Genomic DNA, 17,244 nt, shown 5'->3' with positions numbered 1-17,244 from the left:
ACCGCATGGGACGGCACCTGCCGATTCCCACGGAGATCGAGGTTATTGAGCGCATGACATGTCCGAATCGACTGAATGGGGCAGGACCCGACCTTCGTCTGGCGGCCATTGGCGGCGGGTGCCCTGCACGGAAAGTGTGCTCCGTACCCTGATGGCTGGAACATCTTGCCGAGCTTCTGGAGTCCGAACCACCGTGCCAGCCCTTTCCAGCCTGCGAGCCGACTGCGAGAACTGCTTCGGCCTGTGCTGTGTCGTCCCGGCCTTCGCGGCGTCGGCCGATTTCGCGATCACCAAACCGGCGGGCCAGGCGTGCCCGAACCTGCGCGAGGACTCCCGGTGCGGCATCCACGACAAGCTCCGCAAGAAGGGCTTCACCGGCTGCACGGTCTACGACTGCTTCGGCGCGGGCCAGAAGGTCTCCCAGGTCACCTTCGACGGCGAGGACTGGCGCAAGTCGCCGAAGACGGCCAGGACGATGTTCGCGGTCTTCCCGGTGATGCGGGATCTGCAGGAACTGCTCTACTACCTCACCGAAGCGGCGTCGCTGCCGACGTCCGCGCCCATCCGTGACGACCTGGCCGAGATGATCGACCGGACCGAGCGGATGACGCTGGACACGCCCGGCGTGCTGCGGAAACTGGACGTCCACTCGCATCGGGGCGCGGTGAACGGGCTGCTGCTGCGCGCGAGCGAGCTCGCCCGCGCCACCGTGTCGGGCAAGAAGAAGGAGCGGCGCGGCGCCGACCTCATCGGCGCGAAGCTCAAGGGATCGAACCTGCGCGGAGCGCTGCTGCGAGGGGCGTATCTGATCGGCGCGGACCTGCGGGGAGCCGATCTCCGGCAGGCCGACGTCACCGGGGCGGACCTGCGTGACGCCGACATCCGCGGCGCGGACTTCCGTGACACGCTCTTCCTCCTCCAGTCACAACTGGACGCGGCGAAGGGCGACGCGACGACGAAACTGCCGGACTCGCTTTCCCATCCGGCGCACTGGTAGGCCTGCTACGCCGTGTGGACGATCTCCTGTTCCCAGTCTTCTCGCGGCTGGGTGTGCAGCCGCCAGTAGTGCTCGGCGATGTCGTCGGGGTCGAACGGAGTTCCTTTCGCGACGGGTCCGGCGACGGTCACCGTGGCGACGTGCACTCCTGAGGGGCCGAACTCCTTGTCCAGCAGGAAAACCAGCGCCCGCACACCGGCTTTCCCGAGCGAGAGGCTCGTGTAGGCGGGTACGGCTTCGGGCATTCCGCCGGTCACGATGATCGTGCCCGATCCGCGCTCCGCCATCCCGGGCGCGACGTGCGAAGCGGCGGTGATCGCTCCGACGACGTTGACCGACCACGCCGCGAGATGCCGTTCGACGGACAGCTCGCCGGGGGTGTCGGCCTGGATGATCGCCGCGTTGTAGACCACGACGTCGGGCTCGCCGTGTTCCCGCGCGGCGGTGTCGAGAGCGGCTTTGAGGGAAGCCTCGTCGGTGACGTCGGCGGTGAGTGCCAGCGCGGTCCCGAGTTCGGCGGCCAGCGGCCCCAGGGTCGCCGAGCGGCGGGCCAGCAAGGTGATCGGCAGCCCTTCCTTGGCGAAGCGGTGCGCGACCGAGCGGCCGATACCCGGTCCCGCGCCGATGATCACTGCGCCTGCCATGTGCTTCTCCTTCTGAGTGGGGTGCGCCGACCGTAGGGTCTGACATCGATGTGAAGGTCAAGTCTGCGCCGCAAAGTGTTCACCGGATGAGCGGTTTTCCTGCGAGACTGGGCGCCATGCGTGCCGATCGCCTGGTGGCCACCCTCCTGCTGATGCAGGCGCGGGGCCGCGTCACGGCTTCCGAACTGGCGGAGGAACTGGAGATCTCGGTCGCCACCGCGCGGCGTGACCTCGAGGCGTTGTCGTCGGCGGGTGTCCCGGTGTACCCGCAGCCCGGCCGGGGTGGTGGCTGGTCGCTCGTCGGCGGCGCGCGGACCGACCTCAGTGGACTGTCCGCGTCGGAAGCCCAGGCGCTGTTCCTGCTCGCCGGTCCGGCCGCGTCGGTCTCGCCCGAGGTGAAATCCGCGCTGCGGAAGCTGGTCCGGGCCTTGCCGGACACGTTCCGCGCCGACGCGCAGGCCGCCGCGGACGCGGTCGTCATCGATCCGTCGCGGTGGGGTGAGCGGGAAAAGGAACGGCCCGAGTTGCTCACCGTGCTGCAGGCCGGGATCGTGCGCCGCCGCAAAGTCCGGTTCGGTTACGCGAAGAAGGGCGCGGAGCCGGTCGAGCGGGTCGTGGATCCGTGGGGGCTCGTGGACAAGGACGACATCTGGTACCTCATCGCGGGTACCGAGAAGGGGCAGCGCACCTTCCGCGTCGATCGCATGTCCGACGCCGAGGTCAGCGACCTGCCCGCGGGGCGGCCGGACGACTTCGAACTGTCGCGGGCGTGGGAGCAGGTGGTCGACCGGGTCGAGCAACGGCGTTCGGGGCTGGACGCGACCGTGCTCATCGCCGAGCGGCATCTGCCGATCCTCCAGGACCACTTCGGACGGCAGGCACGTGTCGAGGAGACGCTCGAAGACGGGCGTGTGCGGGTGACAGTGTCGGCGCCGGTGGCGTGGATGATCGCGCAGCAGCTCGCGGGCTGGGGTTCGATGATCGAGGTGCTGGGCCCGGAGTCGGTCCAGAAGGAACTCGCGCGGATCGGCGCGGAACTGGTCGAGCGTTACGCGACGCCGGCGCGGTAACCCTGCGGGCTGACACCGTGTTCGCGTTTGAACGCGGTGCTGAGCGCGAACGAACTGCCGTAGCCGACCTGCCGGGCGACCGCGCCGATGGTGACGTCGGGGTGCTGGCGCAGCAGATCGGCGGCGAGCGCGATCCGCCAGCTCGCGAGGTAGGCCATCGGCGGTTCGCCGACGGCGGCGGTGAACCGGCGGGCGAACGCGGCCCGGGACACGCCGGTGTCGGCCGCGAGGCTGGCCACGGTCCACGGTTCGGAAGGCTTGTGCTGCAACAGTTTCAGCGCGCGTCCGACGACCGGATCGCTGTGCGCGCGATACCAGGCGGGTGCCGCGGCGTCGGGCCGGTCGAACCAGGTCCGCAGCGCGGCGACCAGGAGCAGGTCGAGCACGCGGTCCAGGACGGCTTCCTGACCGGGCGTGTCCTTGACGATCTCGCCGGCGAGCAGCGTCACCAGCGGGTTGTCCCATTCGTCGTCCCGGACGACCAGCAGCGACGGCAGCGCGTTGAGAAGTCGTTTGCTGATCTCGCCCTCGAGCGGATAGGTGCCGGTGAGCAGGACGACGGGTCCGTCCGGATCGTCGCCCCAGGTACGGACGCCGAGATCCGACAGCTCGGTGAGGTGTTTCCCGTCCGGGGTCAGGCATTCCTGTCCCGGCAGGATCATCGCCTGCGGTGGGGTGGCGGGGTCGTCGGCGACGAGATACGGGTCCGGACCGCGGGCGATGGCGATGTCGCCGGTGCCGAGGCGGACCGCGTCCCCGTGGTCGGGCACCACCCACGACTCGCCGCGGACCTGTGCCATCACCGTCAGCGGCGCCTCGTCCTCGATCCGCAGTGACCACGGCGGGGTCATGACCGACTTCAGCAGGAAGGCGCCGCGGGCGCGGGGTCCGTCGAGCAGACCGGCGAGGGGATCCATGGCGCGAGTGTAGACGATGAAACATGGAAGAGAGCCTTTGAACTATGTTCCGTCTCATTCGTAAGCGCTTGACTAGTGCCATGACAAACACGAAGAACAACGAGACGGTCCTGGTCCTCGGCGCGACGGGCAAGACCGGAAGCCGGGTCGCGCAGCGGCTGACCGCCCTCGGGATCGACGTCCGGAAGGCCTCGCGGCCGGTGTTCGATTGGGACGACCGTTCGACCTGGACGGCCGCGGTCACCGGGGTCGGCGCCGCTTACCTGACCTACTACCCCGACCTGGCCTTCCCCGGCGCCGCCGAAGCGATCCGCGACTTCTCCAAGCTGGCCGTGGAACACGGGGTGCGGCGGCTGGTCCTGCTGTCCGGCCGCGGTGAGGAGGAAGCCGTGGTCAGCGAGCAGGGTGTCCGGGACTCCGGTGCCGAGTGGACGGTCGTGCGGGCCAGCTGGTTCGCGCAGAACTTCAGCGAGCACTTCCTGCTGGAACCGGTGCTCGCCGGGGAGATCGTGCTGCCCGCCGGATCGGTGACCGAGCCGTTCATCGACGTCGAGGACATCGTCGACGTGGCCGTGACGGCGCTGACCACCGACGGGCACGACGGCGAGGTCTACGAGCTGACCGGCCCCCGGTTGCTGGGTTTCGCGGACGTGGCGGCGGAAATCGGCAAGGCTTCCGGGCGGGATGTCCGGTACGTTCCGGTCTCCGCCGCGGAATTCGCCGCGGGAGCGGCCGAACAGGGCGTGCCGGAGGAGGAGATCGAGGGCCTGACCGACCTGTTCACGCGCATCCTCGACGGCCGGAACTCCTCGCTCACCGGTGACGTCGAGCGGGTGCTGGGCAGGCCCGCGAGGGACTTCTCCGAATACGCCGCGAAAGCGGCGGCCACTGGGGTCTGGAATCGATGAAACGAGCTGGAATCGGAAGGGAGGCGACAGGAATGGCCACGTTGAGCCAGATCGTCCTGATCGCGGCCGTCATCACGGCGGGGTTGATCGCCGGCTTGTTCTACGCCTACACGTGCTCGGTGATGCCGGGGCTGGGGCGCGCGGACGCCCGGACCTACGTGACGGGGATGCGGGAGATCAACATCGCGATCCTCAACGGCTGGTTCGCGCTGAGTTTCGGCGGCGCGCCGTTGTTCGCGGCTGTCGCGGCGGCGCTGCATTTCAGGGCGGAACTGCGGCCCGCGCTGCCGTGGCTCATCGCGGGGTTCGCCCTGCTGCTGGTGATGCTGATCGTGACGATGGCGATCAACGTGCCGCTGAACAACGCGCTCGAAGCGGGTTTCGACGGCGACGGCACCGACTTCGAGGCGCTGCGGGCGAAGTTCGAGGGTGTCTGGGAACGGTGGAACCTGATCCGGACCTTGGCCGCGATCGGCGGTTTCGGGGCTCTGGTGGGCGGGCTGATCGTGCACGTCCGCGCCTGACGCGTGTCAGGAAAGGGTCGTTCAGGACGAAAAACGTCTTGAACGACCCTTTCCTGACATCAGGCGTCGAGAAGCGCCAGAAGCTGCGGCGCGAACGCGACGGCCTCGGCCGCGAAACCACCGTGGTCACCGGGGAAGTAGACCGGCTCCACGCCGAGCCGGGCGGCCGCGAGCACCGCCGCCTCGTGCGAGGGCTGCCCGGCCGAGTCCTTCCCGACGCCGACGACGATCCGGGTCTCCGACGCCTTCAGCGCTTCGTAGTCCGGAGTGAAGTCCCCGATCATCTTCATCAGGTGCACGACGAAGAACTCCATGTTCTTCCGCATCTCCAGCGGGAGCGCGCTCCAGTCCATCTCGAAACCGGCGTCGGCCATGAACTTGGCCATCGCCGCCTCGATGCCCTGTTCGCGGTGGAGGCGCTGCAGTTCGTCCGGGTCACCGTCGGGTTGGCCGGGCAGCAGGCTCGTCAGCGGGGGTTCGTGCGCCAGGAGCGTCTTGACCCGCCCGGGATGACGGGTGACGAGGTCGAAAGCCTGCATGCAGCCGCCGCTGGACGCGAAGATCACCGCCGGTTCCGTGCTCACGCTGTCGAGCAGGCGTAGCGCGTCTTCGGTGTGGGCCTCGATCCGTTGCTTCCCGTCCGGATCGTCGAGCGGGCTGCGGGAGATTCCGCGCGGGTCGTAGGTGATCACCGTGTAGTGCTCCGCGAGCAGGCCCGCGATCGGCGCGAACATCGCGGAATCGGCCGCGCCACCGGGAATGCACAGCAGAACCGGGCCGCTGCCGGTCACGGTGTGGTGCAGCCGGGCGCCGGGGACGTCGAGAACGGCCATCGGATGACCCCTTCCTCTTTTCGGACTTGTCGCCCACCGACGAACGGTGACGCCGTGGACAGACAGCCGGGAGTCAGGAGATTTCGGCGATTTTTTCCGACAGGTAGGCGCGCTCGGCGTCGGTGCCGGCGAGCGCGAGTGCCTCGCGGTACGCGTCGGCGGCCTCCGCGAGCCGGTCGAGCCGCCGGAGCAGGTCCGCGCGGGTCGCGGGCAGCAGGTGGTATCCGGGGAGACCGCCGTCCGCGGTGAGCTTGTCGACCAGTTCGAGCCCGGCCTCGGGACCTTCGGCCATGGCGACGGCGACCGCGCGGTTCAGTTCGACGACGGGCGAGGGCACGAACCGCAGCAGTTCCCCGTAGAGCGCGGCGATCTGCGCCCAGTCGGTGTCGGCGGCGCGGGCGGCCGTCGCGTGACAGGCGGCGATGGCGGCCTGGATCTGGTACTGCCCGGCGACACCGAGCCGGAGCGCAGTCTCCAGCAACTCCGTGCCCTCGGCGATCTCGGCGGTGTTCCAGCCGCCGCGGTCCTGGTCTTCGAGCGAGACGAGCGTGCCCTGAGCGTCGACGCGGGTGGCCCGGCGGGCGTCGTGCAGGAGCAGCAGGGCCAGCAGCCCGAGGACCTCCGGCTCTTCCGGCATCAGGCTGGCGAGGATCCGCGCGAGCCTGATGGCCTCCGCGGACAGGTCGGGCCGGAGAAGATCCGTACCGGCACTGGCCGAGTAGCCCTCGTTGAACAGTAGGTACAGCATTCCCAGCACCGCGGCCGTGCGTTCGGGCAGCAGATCAGCGGGCGGGACCCGGTACGGGATGCCCGCCGTGCGGATCTTCCGTTTCACCCGGACCAGGCGCTGCGACATCGTCGCCTCGGAGACGAGGAAGGCGCGGGCGATCTCGGCGGTGGTGAGCCCGGCCAGGGTCCGCAGCGCGAGCGCGACCTGCCCTTCGAGCGGCAGCGCGGGGTGGCAGCAGGTGAAGATCAGCCGGAGCCGGTCGTCGTGGACGCCGCTCTCGTCCCAGTGCGGCTCGGCGGGGACGTTCAGTTCGGCGGCTTCGCGCAGTTTCGCCGCACCGACGGCCTCGCGGCGGATCCGGTCGGTGGCGCGGTTGCGTGCCGCCGTCGTCAGCCAGGCGCCGGGTTTCGCCGGGACGCCGTCGCGGGGCCAGGTGCGCAACGCGAGCGCGAACGCCTCTTGGAGACATTCCTCGGCGAGGTCCCAGTCGCCGGTGACACGGATCAGGGTGGCGATCACCTGTCCCGACTCCTCGCGGAACGCCCGTGTGATCGCAGCGTCGAGCTCGGTGGTCACCTGAGGAGTCCTTCCAGCAGCGGCACGATCTCTTCCGGTGCCGGGTACGCGGTGATCTCGTCCCGCAGCCGCCCGGCCGCCTCCCGGTAGGACGGTTCCCTCAGCACCGTGGACACGGCGTCGCGGATGTCTCGCGGTGTCGCGTCGATGACGTCGAGGACGGTGCCGAGCCCGAGTTCGGTGACCCGATCGCCGTTGTGGGGCTGGTCGGCGCCCATCGGGAGCAGCACCATCGGCAGCCCGTGGGCGAGCGCGCCGAGCAGGCTGCCCGAACCGCCGTGGCTGAGCACCAAGTCGCAGTATGGGAGGACGCCGTCCTGCGGCAGGTACCGCGTGAGGTGGATGTGCTCGGGCTGCGGGCCGAATTCGGCGGGATCGACCAGGTTCCCGACGGTCACCACGCAGGTCGCGTCGACCTCGCGCAGGCCGGTCAGTGCCCGGGCGAACAGGTCGCCGGATTCGGTGTTGAAGATCGTGCCGAGGGTGAAGTAGACGGTGGGACGGCCTTCGACGTGCCACTCCGGCACCGGTCCGCGGCGGGGAAGGGGACTGCGGAACGTCCGCGCGGTCGGCGGCAGCGGGAACCGGGGGTCGCGGAAGCTGGCGGGGAACGGGGAAAGCACGAGGTGGCGGTACGCCATCTCCAGGTTTCGTTGCGGCGGGAGACCGTGGACGGCGCGGACCTCGTTGAGCGCGTCGTCGATCAGTTCGGCGCGGATGAGCACGCCCGCCGCGATCACCAGGACGGTGGCGTGCGGGAGGCCGAGGCGTTCGGCGGCGATCATCGCGCCGTGATCGGCTTCGTCGCACACGAGCAGATCCGGTTCCCAGTCCTCGCAGAGCGCCATGACGTCCTTCGCCCGCTGTGGCGCGGTACGGCGGACGAAACCGTCACGGAGATCGCTGTCCTCGCGGTCCCTGTCGACGGGGAGCAACGGGCGAAGTCCGCCGCCGTCGCTGCCGAGGTTTGGGCCCGACGGGAACGCGGTGAACCCCGTCGCCTCGACGACAGGGACCATCAACGGCTCACCGGTGAACGCGATCGCGTGCCCCGCCTCGGCGACCGCGTGGGCGAGGGGGAGCAGCGGCCGGAAGTGGCCGTTGCCGCCGGCGAAGGTGAACAGGACACGCATGTCAGCGACCCTATCGGCGGGGCGGCGGCGCTACCCTGCTGCGGTGATCGATACGGACGCCGACGAGGTCCGCCTGTGCGCGCTGGAAGGCTGCGAGAATCCCCTGCCCCCGCCCGCGGTGGACGCCGACGGCAAACGCAAGGGTGGCCGTCCCTCGGCCTATTGCGGCAAGGCCCACGCCGACGCCGCCTCGCGGGCCCGGCGGGCGGCCGCGGTGGCGAGCGTGGCCGATCCGCTGCTGGAGGTCCGCCGGATCGCCGACGAGTTCACGCCGGCGGCGGCGTCGCTCGTGGAACTGCTGGACGCGATGCGTGCGCGGTTCGACGACGCCGGAAAGGCGGCGCTGGGCCGGGTGACCGAAGCGGAGACCGACGCGGCGACGGCCCGGCGCGAGGCCGAGGACGCACAGCAGGCGGCGGCGAAGGCCGACACGGCGCGCGCGACCGCGGTGGCCGCGTCCCGCGACGACAAGGCGGCGAAGGTCAAGGCGGAACGTGCCGCCGAGCAGGCATTGAAGGACGCGGAGGAGACCCGGCAGCGTTCGTGGGCCGAGGTCGCCGCCCACGAACGAGCCCGCGGCGCCGCGGAAGCCGCGACCGTCGCGGCGGAACGTGCCCGTGACGAGCTGGTCGCGGAGCTCCGGACGCTGCGTGAGGAGAAGACCCGGCTGACCACGGAGCTGGCCGAGCGCGACACGGCTTTGGCCAGGGCGGCCGCGGAACGCGTGGCACTGCGGGAGCGGCTCGACGAGGCCAAGACGCGCGCGACGGTGTCCGAAAAGGACTCGGCAGGGCTTCGGGCGTCGCTCGCGGAAGAACACACGGCCAGGAGCCTCGCCGAAGCCCGGGCGACGGCTCTCGCCGAGGAACTGGAGCGGGCGCACGCCCGCGCGGCCGCCGATCAGGCGCGGTACGACGACGTCGTCCGGCGGCTTGCCACCCCTTCGCGCGAATCGGCTGTGGAGCCCTCCGAGCTGACGTAAGGTCCCGCTGTGAGCGGATACGAGGTCGAGATCGGTCAGCTGCGGGCCGCGGCCAAGGCGGCGGGTTCCGCGGCTGACCAGGCCAGAGCCGTGGAACCGGGCACCGGCTTGGGTGCGATCGCGACGGCGTTGCCGGGCGGGGAGGCCGCGAAGAGCGCGCCCACGCTGGCGTCGACGTGCACCGAACGGGCGAAGGGGTGGGCCGTAGAGATCGACCGCTGGAGCGAATCGATCACCAAGGCCGCCAATGCCTACTCCGAAAACGAGAACTCCGCGGAGGAGGCGTTCGGACGATGACGGTCGGCTACGACGACGTCCGTGAATGGGACGCCGAGGCACTCCACGCGGCGGCCACCAACCTGGGTGGCCGCCGGGACAAACTCATCGGGCTGCAGGACGAACTCGACGACGCCAGGAAACTGCCCGACTGGCGTGGCCCGGCGGGCGAGCGCGCCCGCGATTCGCTGGGCGACACCCGGAACAAGGCCGAGATCCTGATCGCGGAACTGTCCGCCGTCGAACGTGCCCTGCAGAACGCGTCGGACGACGTGTCCGCGCTGAAGACCAGGGTCGCCAACAACGATTCCCTCGCCGGCACCTACCAGTTCAGCGTCGCCGCCGACGGCGCGATCGTGGACGGGAAACCCGCCGACCCACCGCCGAAGTCACGGTTCGAGGCCGAAGAACGCGCCGAGTCCCAGCGGCACCGCGAGACCATCCGGAAGCAGCTGGAGCAGGAATCCAAGGCGATCCTCACGACCGCGAACAGCATCGACGCCGCCCTCGCCCGGGTGATGCGGCTCGTGCAGGACGGCCAGATCAGCGACCACGAGGCGACCGACCTGGCGGGCGCCAAGAAAGCCGGGCAGATCGACGCCGGTGTGGTCGAGATGGAGCAGGCGCTGCGCGACGCCGGGCTGCTGAGCGGGCCACCCGCGTCCGGCCACTACCGGCAGTGGCTCGAGAACGCCGTCCGCCGGGGCGTATCGATCGACACCATCAAGAAGATCGCCGACGATCACGACATCACGCCGGAGGACTTCAAGGTCCTCGACGGGATGGAAGAGATCCGCGAGGACGAGGACGGCGACGGGACCTACAAGTCGTACTTCCTGATGCCGACCGACGTCAGCGGGGACGACGCCGCCAAGGCGGTGCGGATGACCTACGTCCTCAACGCGGGCACCGACTACGGCGCCGGAGGCGAGAAGACCGACTTCGCGCCGACACCGTACGGATCCGAGGAGCTGCGGCGGATCACCGACCGGCAGCGGGAGAACTCCTGGAGCTACGACGACGACGTGGGTTTCGTGCACGGCAACGGCGGGCGGCTGGTGACGACCCCGAACGGCATGATGATGGGTCTGGGCGGGAACGTCATCCAGGACCAGTTCAGCCAACAGGGCGGGACTGCCTGGGGCGACACGTTCATGCTGAACATCGACGACGCGAAGGATCCGGCGCAGCAGCTGCGGGAGGTGGTGAAGTCGGGGCACGCCTGGTACGAGGACGACAACGGCGCGTCCCAGGGCTCGCTCGACCTGGATCGGTTGCTGCACCACGAGGAGCGCCATTCCCAGCAGTGGGCTCGCGAAGGCTATGCCGGCTTCCTCGCCTCCTACGCGTGGGAGAAGGTCACCGGAGGCAACGAAACCGAGGAAGACGCGGGACTCACCGATGGCGGATATCACTAGACGGGTCTGCGCCGCCTTGCTCGTGGTGGCGGTGACCGCGGCGTGCGACACCAAGGCGCAGTTCGCGCCATCGCTGCCGCCGGAGGCCGGGTTCCGCGTCGACGGCGGCGTCTTGAAACTGTGGACGGGCACCCCGTGCGAAGGCGTCACCGGTCTGCGGCTGACGTTCGACTCCGGTACGCAGAACAGCACGGAGCAGGTGTGGGCCGCGCCGCGGCCAGGCGTGCGAGTCGAGCGGCTGGACCTGCTGGGTGGTTCCTCTTCGGACGCCGGTGGTCTCCAGGTCCGGACACCGCTGCCCTCGGCGTACGACTGGACGAAGGCGGGCTCGGTCAACATCGCCGTCGACGGCCCGAAGGCGTTCGGCGCCAAGGCCGACCTCGCCCAGGTGCTGCGCGAGTCGGCCGGGCATCCGGCCGGGAGCTACCTGTTCGGCCGGAGCGGCTGGATGGACGCGGCGGCCGTGCAGCGCGAGAACCGGAAGTCGTTTCTGACCGTCTGCACTCCCGATCCGGCATGACGGCCTCGCGGACGGTGGTGCGGCGCTTCGTGCTCGGCGCGTTCGTCGTTGTCGTGGCGGTGATCGTGCTGCTCGTCGGCAGCGCGGTGCTCAGCGCGACGGGACTCTCGTCGGATCCGCATGGGTACGGGATGTTCGCGGGAATCCTGTTCGGGGCGGTCCTGACGCCGGTCGCGCTGGCGCTGTGGCTGCTCTACCGCCGACTGCGCTGACGCGGTTAACCGACCCCGGCCACGGCGTGATTCGGGCGGTTCGCGTGACCGGAGGGACGACACACGTGACTGTGGGGACGACACGCGTGATTGGGCGGACGACACGTGATGGGGACTCGGCCGCGACAGTGTCGTCCGTCCAGTCACACGTGTCGTCCGCTCCCTCACGCGAGAACGCTCAGGAGGGAAGCTCGGTCCCCGAGGTACCGGAACCACCGGTGACCAGCTGCTCGACCCCGTCCAGGATCCGCGCCAGCCCGAACCGGAAGGTGTGCAGCGGCGCGCTCGCCGCACCGTGGGTCTCCCCGGCGGCCTGCCCGACGCGTGCCGCCAGCGGGAACAGACCGGCGTCGGCTTCGGGGATCTCCGCGAGCACGGGCGCGCTGGCCGTCCACCACTCCATGTCCGTCAGGCCGGAGCGCCGCACGAGACTCGCCGATTCCACCGAACCGCGTGCGATGCCCTGGACGAAGCCGTTGACCATCGCCACGACGGCGTCCATCTCCAGGTCGGTGAGCCCGATCGCGTCGACGGCCTTCAGCTCGCGTTCGTGCTTCGCGAAGGTGTGCGGGCCGAGCGGGAGACGGCCGGTGGTGAGCTGGAGCATCCAGGGATGCCGGTGGTACATCTCCCAGGCGTCCTCGGCGAGGATCGTCATCGTGACCCGCCAGTCGTGACTGGCCGGGGGATCGGTCAGCTCACCGTGGACCCGGTCCATCATCAGGTCGAGCAGCTCGGCGCGGCTGGGGATGTAGGTGTAGATCGTCATAGGGGAGACGCCGAGCTTTTCCGCGCCCCGGCGCACCGACAGCGAGGTGATGCCCTCGGTGTCGGCGATCTCGATCGCGGCGGTGACGATCTCGTCGACGGTGAGCTTGGGTTTGGGGCCGCGGCGGGGTTTCTCGCGCACGCCCCAGAGCAGCTCGATGGTCCGCCGTGGGTCGCCCGCCCCGGTGTGGTCCGCGTCCGTCATCACGTTCTCTCTACGGTGTACAGAGTTGTGTTATCCTGAACTGTACACCGTACAGAGATTGGGGTTGAGTGGCGTCTCACGACGGCTTCGGCAGTGTCGCTTTCGAACCGAAAAATCCCCCTCGGACCAGCGGATTCGTCTTCTGGAGCGCCGAGGGGAACACGCCGGGGACCGGGGAGGTGACGGTCGCTCTCCCCGAGATCACCACGGTGCCGTGCGTCCGGCTGCCGATGGCCGAGGCGCTTCCGGCGCTGCTGCGTCTCAATGAGAGCGACGACGACTCCGCGCGTTTCTGGAGCACGGCCGCCACGGCGGCGTTGAAGCTCGCCGAGGCGGGCAGGCTGCTTCCCGGGCTCACGGAGTCCGATGTGGACGCCTGGCGCGCCGGCCCGCTGGAACCGGCGGACGCCGCTTGGCTGCGCGAGCTGTCCGAAGCGATGCCCGCGCGAGCGCGGGCGATCCCGAGCGAGGGAAACCTTCTGCCGGCGCAGTATCCGTTGCTGGGCGCGTTCCTCGACGCCGTTGCCGACACCCTTCCGCGCACGCCCGCCGCCGCGCAGGCGGCCGGGGTGAAGGCGTTCGCCGCCGCGCCCTCGCACCGTGTTCCGCAGTTGCGGGACTGGGCGGCCGAGGTCGCGGCCGGGCTGGATTCCGGGGTCCGGGTCTCGATACGGATCGAAGCGCCGGGAGACGACTTCACGATCGGCCGGTTCAGCGGGGTCGTCCAGGTGCACAGCCTGGCCGACCCCGGTGTCCTGGCCGACGCCGCCGCGCTCTGGGCGGGTGACGACCGGTTCGGTCCGAGGGCGCGGATCGACGTGATGCTGGCGCTGCGCCGGGCCACGCAGGTGTGGCCGCCGCTGGAACCCCTGCTCGGCGCGGCGGTCCCCGACGAGGTCGGGCTCGGTGACGCCGACATCACGGAACTGCTCACCACCGCGGCGCCGCTGCTGGCCACGGCGGGTATCGACGTGCACTGGCCCGCCGATCTCGCCCGCGACCTGAGCGCGAAGGCGGTGGTCGGCGGCGGTGACGCACCGCCCGCCGATCTTCCGTCGTTCTTCGCCGGCGGCACGCTGCTGCAGTTCGACTGGCAGCTCGCCCTCGGCGGTGCACCGCTCACCGCGGCCGAGATGGACGCGCTGGCCGAGGCCCACCGTCCCGTCGTGCGCCTGCGCGATCAGTGGGTGCTCGTCGACCCGGCTCTCGCGGCGAAGGCGCGGGATCGCGCGCTGAAGCCGCTCACGCCGATCGACGCGCTCGGTGCCGCCTTGAGCGGGACCACCGAGATCGACGGTGAACGCGTCGACGTCCTCACCGACGGCTGGCTCGCCGCGTTGCGGGAGCGGCTGCTCGCCCCGCCGGAGCCGCAGGCGCCGCCGCGAGGCCTGGCCGCGACCCTGCGCGATTACCAGATGCGTGGCCTGCAGTGGCTCACCGCCATGACCTCGATCGGGCTCGGCGGCTGTCTCGCCGACGACATGGGTCTCGGCAAGACGATCACGCTGATCTCGCTGCATCTGCATCGCGCGGATGGTCCGACGCTGGTCGTCTGCCCGGCCTCGTTGCTGGGGAACTGGGAACGCGAGATCACCAAGTTCGCTCCCGGCGTCCCGGTGCGGCGGTTCCACGGCACCGAACGCTCACTCGACGACCTCGGCGGCGGCTTCGTGCTCACCACCTACGGCACCTTGCGAGTGGATCCGGAGCCGCTGGGGTCCGTCCACTGGGGACTGCTGGTGGCCGACGAGGCCCAGCACGTCAAGAACCACCGCTCCGGCACGGCGAAGGCGTTGCGGACGCTGACGTCGTCGGCGCGGGTGGCGCTCACGGGCACCCCGGTGGAGAACAACCTCGCCGAGCTGTGGGCGATCCTCGACTGGACGACACCGGGCCTGCTCGGCACGATGGCCGATTTCCGCCGGGTGTGGGCGAAACCGGTCGAGTCCGGAAAGGACCCGGACGCGGCGGAGCGCCTGTCCCGGCTCGTCCGCCCCTTCCTGCTGCGCCGCCGCAAATCCGATCCGGGGATCGCGCCGGAGCTGCCCGCGAAGACCGAGACCGACCGGCCGGTGACGCTCACGGCCGAGCAGGCGGCGTTGTACGAGGCGACGGTGCGCGAGCTGATGGCCGAGATCGCCGGGAGCGAGGGCATCGCGCGCCGCGGCCGGATCGTCAAGCTCCTCACCGGGCTCAAGCAGATCTGCAACCATCCCGCGCAGTACCTCAAGGAGCCCTCGGACGCGGTGCTGGACGGCCGGTCGGGCAAGCTCGAGCTGCTCGACGAACTGCTGGGCACGATCCTCGCCGAGGACGGCGCGGTGCTGGTGTTCACGCAGTACGTCGCCATGGCGCGGCTGCTGGAACGTCATCTCGCGCAGCGCGGGATCGGCACGCAGCTGCTGCACGGTGGCACCCCGGTGCCCAAACGCGAGGATCTCGTGCGCCGGTTCCAGGCCGGTGAGGTGCCGGTGTTCCTGTTGTCGCTCAAGGCGGCGGGGACCGGGCTCAACCTGACGCGCGCCGATCACGTCGTGCATTACGACCGCTGGTGGAACCCCGCGGTGGAGGACCAGGCGACCGACCGCGCGTACCGGATCGGGCAGACCAGGCCGGTGCAGGTGCACCGGCTCATCGCCGAGGGCACCGTCGAGGACCGCATCGCGGCGATGCTGCGGGAGAAGCGCGCGCTCGCGGACGCCGTGCTCGCCGGCGGCGAGGCCGCCCTGACCGAACTGACCGACGAGGAGCTGGCCGATCTGGTCGAGTTGAGGAGCCGCCGATGAGCACGCCTGAAGATCGCGTCCGCGGTTTCCCCGCTTTCGGCGCCCAGGGCGGACGCGGCCAGTTCGCCCGCTCGTGGTGGGGCCGCGCGTGGATCAGCGCGATGGAGGACACCGCACTGGATCTGCGGCAGCTCAAACAGGGCCGCAAGTACGCCGCGGCGGGCCGGGTCGGTCCGATCACGGTCAGCCCGGGGCGGATCGCCGCGGTGGTAGACGACCAGGAGGGTCAGTACCGCACCGAGGTCCGCCTCGCGGAGCTGACCGGCGACGAATGGGACCGCTTCCTCGACCGGGTCGCCTCGCGTGCCGGGCATCTCGCCGCGTTGCTGGACCGGGACATGCCGCACGACCTCGTCGAGGCCGCCGACGACGCCGGGGTGCATCTGCTGCCCGGGATCGGTGACCTCGACCCGGATTGCGACTGCCCCGGCTGGGAACTGCCGTGCCGCCATGCCGCGGCCTTGTCGTTCCAGGCGTCGTGGCTGCTCGACGCCGACCCGTTCGTGCTGTTGCTGATGCGTGGCAAGGGGGAGCGGGAGCTGCTCGACGAGCTGCAGCGGCGCAACGCGCCCCGGTTCGTGCGCACCGGGGACGACGACATCGACGCCGAGCGGGCGTACGCCGGCGAGCCCGGTCCGTTGCCGGATCTCGCCGCGTTCGCGCCCACCGGAGGCCCGACGGTGCCCGGGGCACCCGAGATCCCGGCCGAGGCCTTCGCCCTGCTGGTCGACAACGCGGGACAGATGGCCGGTGCGCTGCTGGCGTCGCAGTCGAAGCTCACCCGCAAGCAGGACGCCGTCCGCCTCGCCGCCACTCGCCCGGAGACCGCGGACAGGCTGCGCCCGGCCGAGCACGGTGAGGACTTCGACCGCGCGGTGCTCGCGTGGCGGCACGGCGGCCGCGCCGGTCTCGACGTCCTGGAGACCGTGTGGACGCCGCCGTCGCAGGCGATGGGCCGGGCGCGGGCCGCCTTCGCCGAGGTCGTGGACGATCCCGGCGAAGGACTGGACGTCGAACGCAACCACTGCACCGTTCACGGGACAGGGGTGCAGGTGCGGCTGGGCAAGGACGGGCTCTGGTACCCGTACCGGGATCAGTGGCCCGCCGGTCCGCCCGAAGCCGATCCGGGCGCGTTGTTCGCCGCGTTGCTCGGCTGATCCCACTGCCGTCCTCGCCGCAGCTCGTCCAGGTGCGGCGAGGACAGGTGGAGGATCTGATACCGGACCTCGTCCGATTCCGGTGCCTCGTCCACCCACAGGCTGTAGCGGACGACCTGCCAGGTCCGCGGGTCGACGGCCAGCGCGCCCGAATGCGCGCCGTCCTGGCTCAGGTGCTCGCGAAGCCCGTCGAGTGCCTCGCCGAGGAAAACCACCGGGTCGGTCTCGTCGGGGATCCGCACGACGTGCTTTCCCGCCGCGACCGGGGAAGCACCGAACGCGGGCCCCTCCTCGAAGCCGAGCACGGTCCAGTGCTGCACGGCGGGACGCCCGAAGGATTCGACGATGCCGCTGAACGGTCCGCCGAACAGGAAGGCATTCATCCCGGCTTCGTCGTGCCACAGATAGAACGGCGAGTACTGGTTCAGCGTCGAGCCGTCGACACCGCGCTCACGGATCCCGTAGACCTTCAGCCCCAGACCGCCGAAGTCGTCGAGCAGATGTCCGCGGGTGGCGACGCGGTCGCGGATGATGCCCATGTCGTAGTCGGCGGGGAGGGTGATCTCGTACTGCATCGCATGCATGCCG

General features: G+C 70.4%; 18 protein-coding genes. 11 read left to right on the top strand and 7 right to left on the bottom strand.

The window, feature by feature from the left end; all coding sequences use genetic code 11:
- Nucleotides 1–193 precede the first annotated feature (193 nt).
- Nucleotides 194–997 (top strand): pentapeptide repeat-containing protein, encoded by an 804-nt coding sequence (locus tag AB8M46_RS19995; protein ID WP_394361129.1) that lies wholly within the window; start codon nt 194–196, stop codon nt 995–997.
- Nucleotides 998–1,002: 5 nt separating this feature from the next.
- Here the strand turns inward: AB8M46_RS19995 and AB8M46_RS19990 are convergent, their stop codons facing one another.
- On the bottom strand, nt 1,003–1,641 hold the full coding sequence (locus AB8M46_RS19990) for an SDR family NAD(P)-dependent oxidoreductase (RefSeq protein ID WP_394361128.1): 639 nt from the start codon (nt 1,639–1,641) through the stop codon (nt 1,003–1,005).
- Between the two features lie 116 nt (nt 1,642–1,757).
- On the opposite strand from AB8M46_RS19990, the gene AB8M46_RS19985 reads away from it, so the two are divergent.
- Complete coding sequence (locus AB8M46_RS19985; protein WP_394361127.1) at nt 1,758–2,711, top strand: helix-turn-helix transcriptional regulator; 954 nt, start codon at nt 1,758–1,760, stop codon at nt 2,709–2,711.
- Here AB8M46_RS19985 and AB8M46_RS19980 read toward each other — a convergent pair.
- Nucleotides 2,690–3,628, bottom strand: coding sequence for an AraC family transcriptional regulator (locus tag AB8M46_RS19980; protein ID WP_378427237.1), 939 nt, complete (start codon nt 3,626–3,628; stop codon nt 2,690–2,692). The two genes, AB8M46_RS19985 and AB8M46_RS19980, sit on opposite strands and share 22 nt — an antisense overlap.
- Before the next feature lie 80 nt (nt 3,629–3,708).
- Here AB8M46_RS19980 and AB8M46_RS19975 point away from each other — a divergent pair, with 80 nt between their 5' ends.
- Both AB8M46_RS19975 and AB8M46_RS19970 read left to right on the top strand, forming a co-directional pair.
- A complete protein-coding gene (locus AB8M46_RS19975; protein ID WP_394361126.1) occupies nt 3,709–4,536 on the top strand; it encodes an NmrA family transcriptional regulator in 828 nt (275 codons plus the stop codon).
- Between the two features lie 32 nt (nt 4,537–4,568).
- A complete protein-coding gene (locus tag AB8M46_RS19970; protein WP_394361125.1) occupies nt 4,569–5,060 on the top strand; it encodes a DUF1772 domain-containing protein in 492 nt (163 codons plus the stop codon).
- A gap of 59 nt (nt 5,061–5,119) precedes the next feature.
- Here the strand turns inward: AB8M46_RS19970 and AB8M46_RS19965 are convergent, their stop codons facing one another.
- The 3 genes from AB8M46_RS19965 to AB8M46_RS19955 form a co-directional block, all read right to left on the bottom strand.
- Nucleotides 5,120–5,893, bottom strand: coding sequence for an alpha/beta fold hydrolase (locus tag AB8M46_RS19965; RefSeq protein ID WP_394361124.1), 774 nt, complete (start codon nt 5,891–5,893; stop codon nt 5,120–5,122).
- 73 nt (nt 5,894–5,966) lie between these two features.
- The gene (locus AB8M46_RS19960) at nt 5,967–7,199 is read right to left on the bottom strand and encodes an RNA polymerase sigma factor (RefSeq protein WP_394361123.1); all 1,233 of its coding nucleotides are present in this window, start codon (nt 7,197–7,199) and stop codon (nt 5,967–5,969) included.
- Nucleotides 7,196–8,332 carry a glycosyltransferase gene (locus tag AB8M46_RS19955; RefSeq protein ID WP_394361122.1) on the bottom strand — a complete coding sequence of 379 codons (1,137 nt, stop codon included), beginning with the start codon at nt 8,330–8,332 and terminating at the stop codon, nt 7,196–7,198. Before AB8M46_RS19955 ends, AB8M46_RS19960 begins: the two co-directional genes overlap by 4 nt.
- Nucleotides 8,333–8,375: 43 nt before the next feature.
- On the opposite strand from AB8M46_RS19955, the gene AB8M46_RS19950 reads away from it, so the two are divergent.
- The 5 genes from AB8M46_RS19950 to AB8M46_RS19930 are packed head-to-tail and all read left to right on the top strand — an operon-like array spanning nt 8,376 to nt 11,740.
- Nucleotides 8,376–9,314 carry a hypothetical protein gene (locus AB8M46_RS19950; protein ID WP_394361121.1) on the top strand — a complete coding sequence of 313 codons (939 nt, stop codon included), beginning with the start codon at nt 8,376–8,378 and terminating at the stop codon, nt 9,312–9,314.
- A gap of 9 nt (nt 9,315–9,323) precedes the next feature.
- Nucleotides 9,324–9,611, top strand: coding sequence for a hypothetical protein (locus AB8M46_RS19945; protein WP_394361120.1), 288 nt, complete (start codon nt 9,324–9,326; stop codon nt 9,609–9,611).
- On the top strand, nt 9,608–11,008 hold the full coding sequence (locus AB8M46_RS19940; protein WP_394361119.1) for a WXG100 family type VII secretion target: 1,401 nt from the start codon (nt 9,608–9,610) through the stop codon (nt 11,006–11,008). Before AB8M46_RS19945 ends, AB8M46_RS19940 begins: the two co-directional genes overlap by 4 nt.
- On the top strand, nt 10,992–11,528 hold the full coding sequence (locus AB8M46_RS19935) for a hypothetical protein (protein ID WP_394361118.1): 537 nt from the start codon (nt 10,992–10,994) through the stop codon (nt 11,526–11,528). Before AB8M46_RS19940 ends, AB8M46_RS19935 begins: the two co-directional genes overlap by 17 nt.
- Nucleotides 11,525–11,740 (top strand): hypothetical protein, encoded by a 216-nt coding sequence (locus AB8M46_RS19930; protein WP_394361117.1) that lies wholly within the window; start codon nt 11,525–11,527, stop codon nt 11,738–11,740. The genes AB8M46_RS19935 and AB8M46_RS19930 overlap by 4 nt, the downstream gene beginning before the upstream one ends.
- A 178-nt stretch (nt 11,741–11,918) precedes the next feature.
- Here AB8M46_RS19930 and AB8M46_RS19925 read toward each other — a convergent pair whose 3' ends face one another.
- Nucleotides 11,919–12,713: a TetR/AcrR family transcriptional regulator gene (locus tag AB8M46_RS19925; RefSeq protein WP_378427220.1), complete on the bottom strand. Its 795-nt coding sequence runs from the start codon at nt 12,711–12,713 to the stop codon at nt 11,919–11,921.
- Nucleotides 12,714–12,781: 68 nt separating this feature from the next.
- Here AB8M46_RS19925 and AB8M46_RS19920 point away from each other — a divergent pair, with 68 nt between their 5' ends.
- Nucleotides 12,782–15,499: a DEAD/DEAH box helicase gene (locus AB8M46_RS19920; protein WP_394361116.1), complete on the top strand. Its 2,718-nt coding sequence runs from the start codon at nt 12,782–12,784 to the stop codon at nt 15,497–15,499.
- Complete coding sequence (locus tag AB8M46_RS19915) at nt 15,496–16,656, top strand: SWIM zinc finger family protein (RefSeq protein WP_394361115.1); 1,161 nt, start codon at nt 15,496–15,498, stop codon at nt 16,654–16,656. Before AB8M46_RS19920 ends, AB8M46_RS19915 begins: the two co-directional genes overlap by 4 nt.
- On the opposite strand, the gene AB8M46_RS19910 is transcribed toward AB8M46_RS19915, so the two are convergent.
- Nucleotides 16,593–17,240 carry a DUF4865 family protein gene (locus AB8M46_RS19910; protein WP_394361114.1) on the bottom strand — a complete coding sequence of 216 codons (648 nt, stop codon included), beginning with the start codon at nt 17,238–17,240 and terminating at the stop codon, nt 16,593–16,595. The two genes, AB8M46_RS19915 and AB8M46_RS19910, sit on opposite strands and share 64 nt — an antisense overlap.
- Nucleotides 17,241–17,244: the final 4 nt, after the last annotated feature.

It is taken from the genome of Amycolatopsis sp. SB7-3 (assembly GCF_041021335.1).
GTDB lineage: Bacteria > Actinomycetota > Actinomycetes > Mycobacteriales > Pseudonocardiaceae > Amycolatopsis > Amycolatopsis japonica.
The sequence above is the reverse complement of the archived record's forward strand: the minus strand, read 5'-3'. Positions and strand labels throughout refer to the sequence as shown.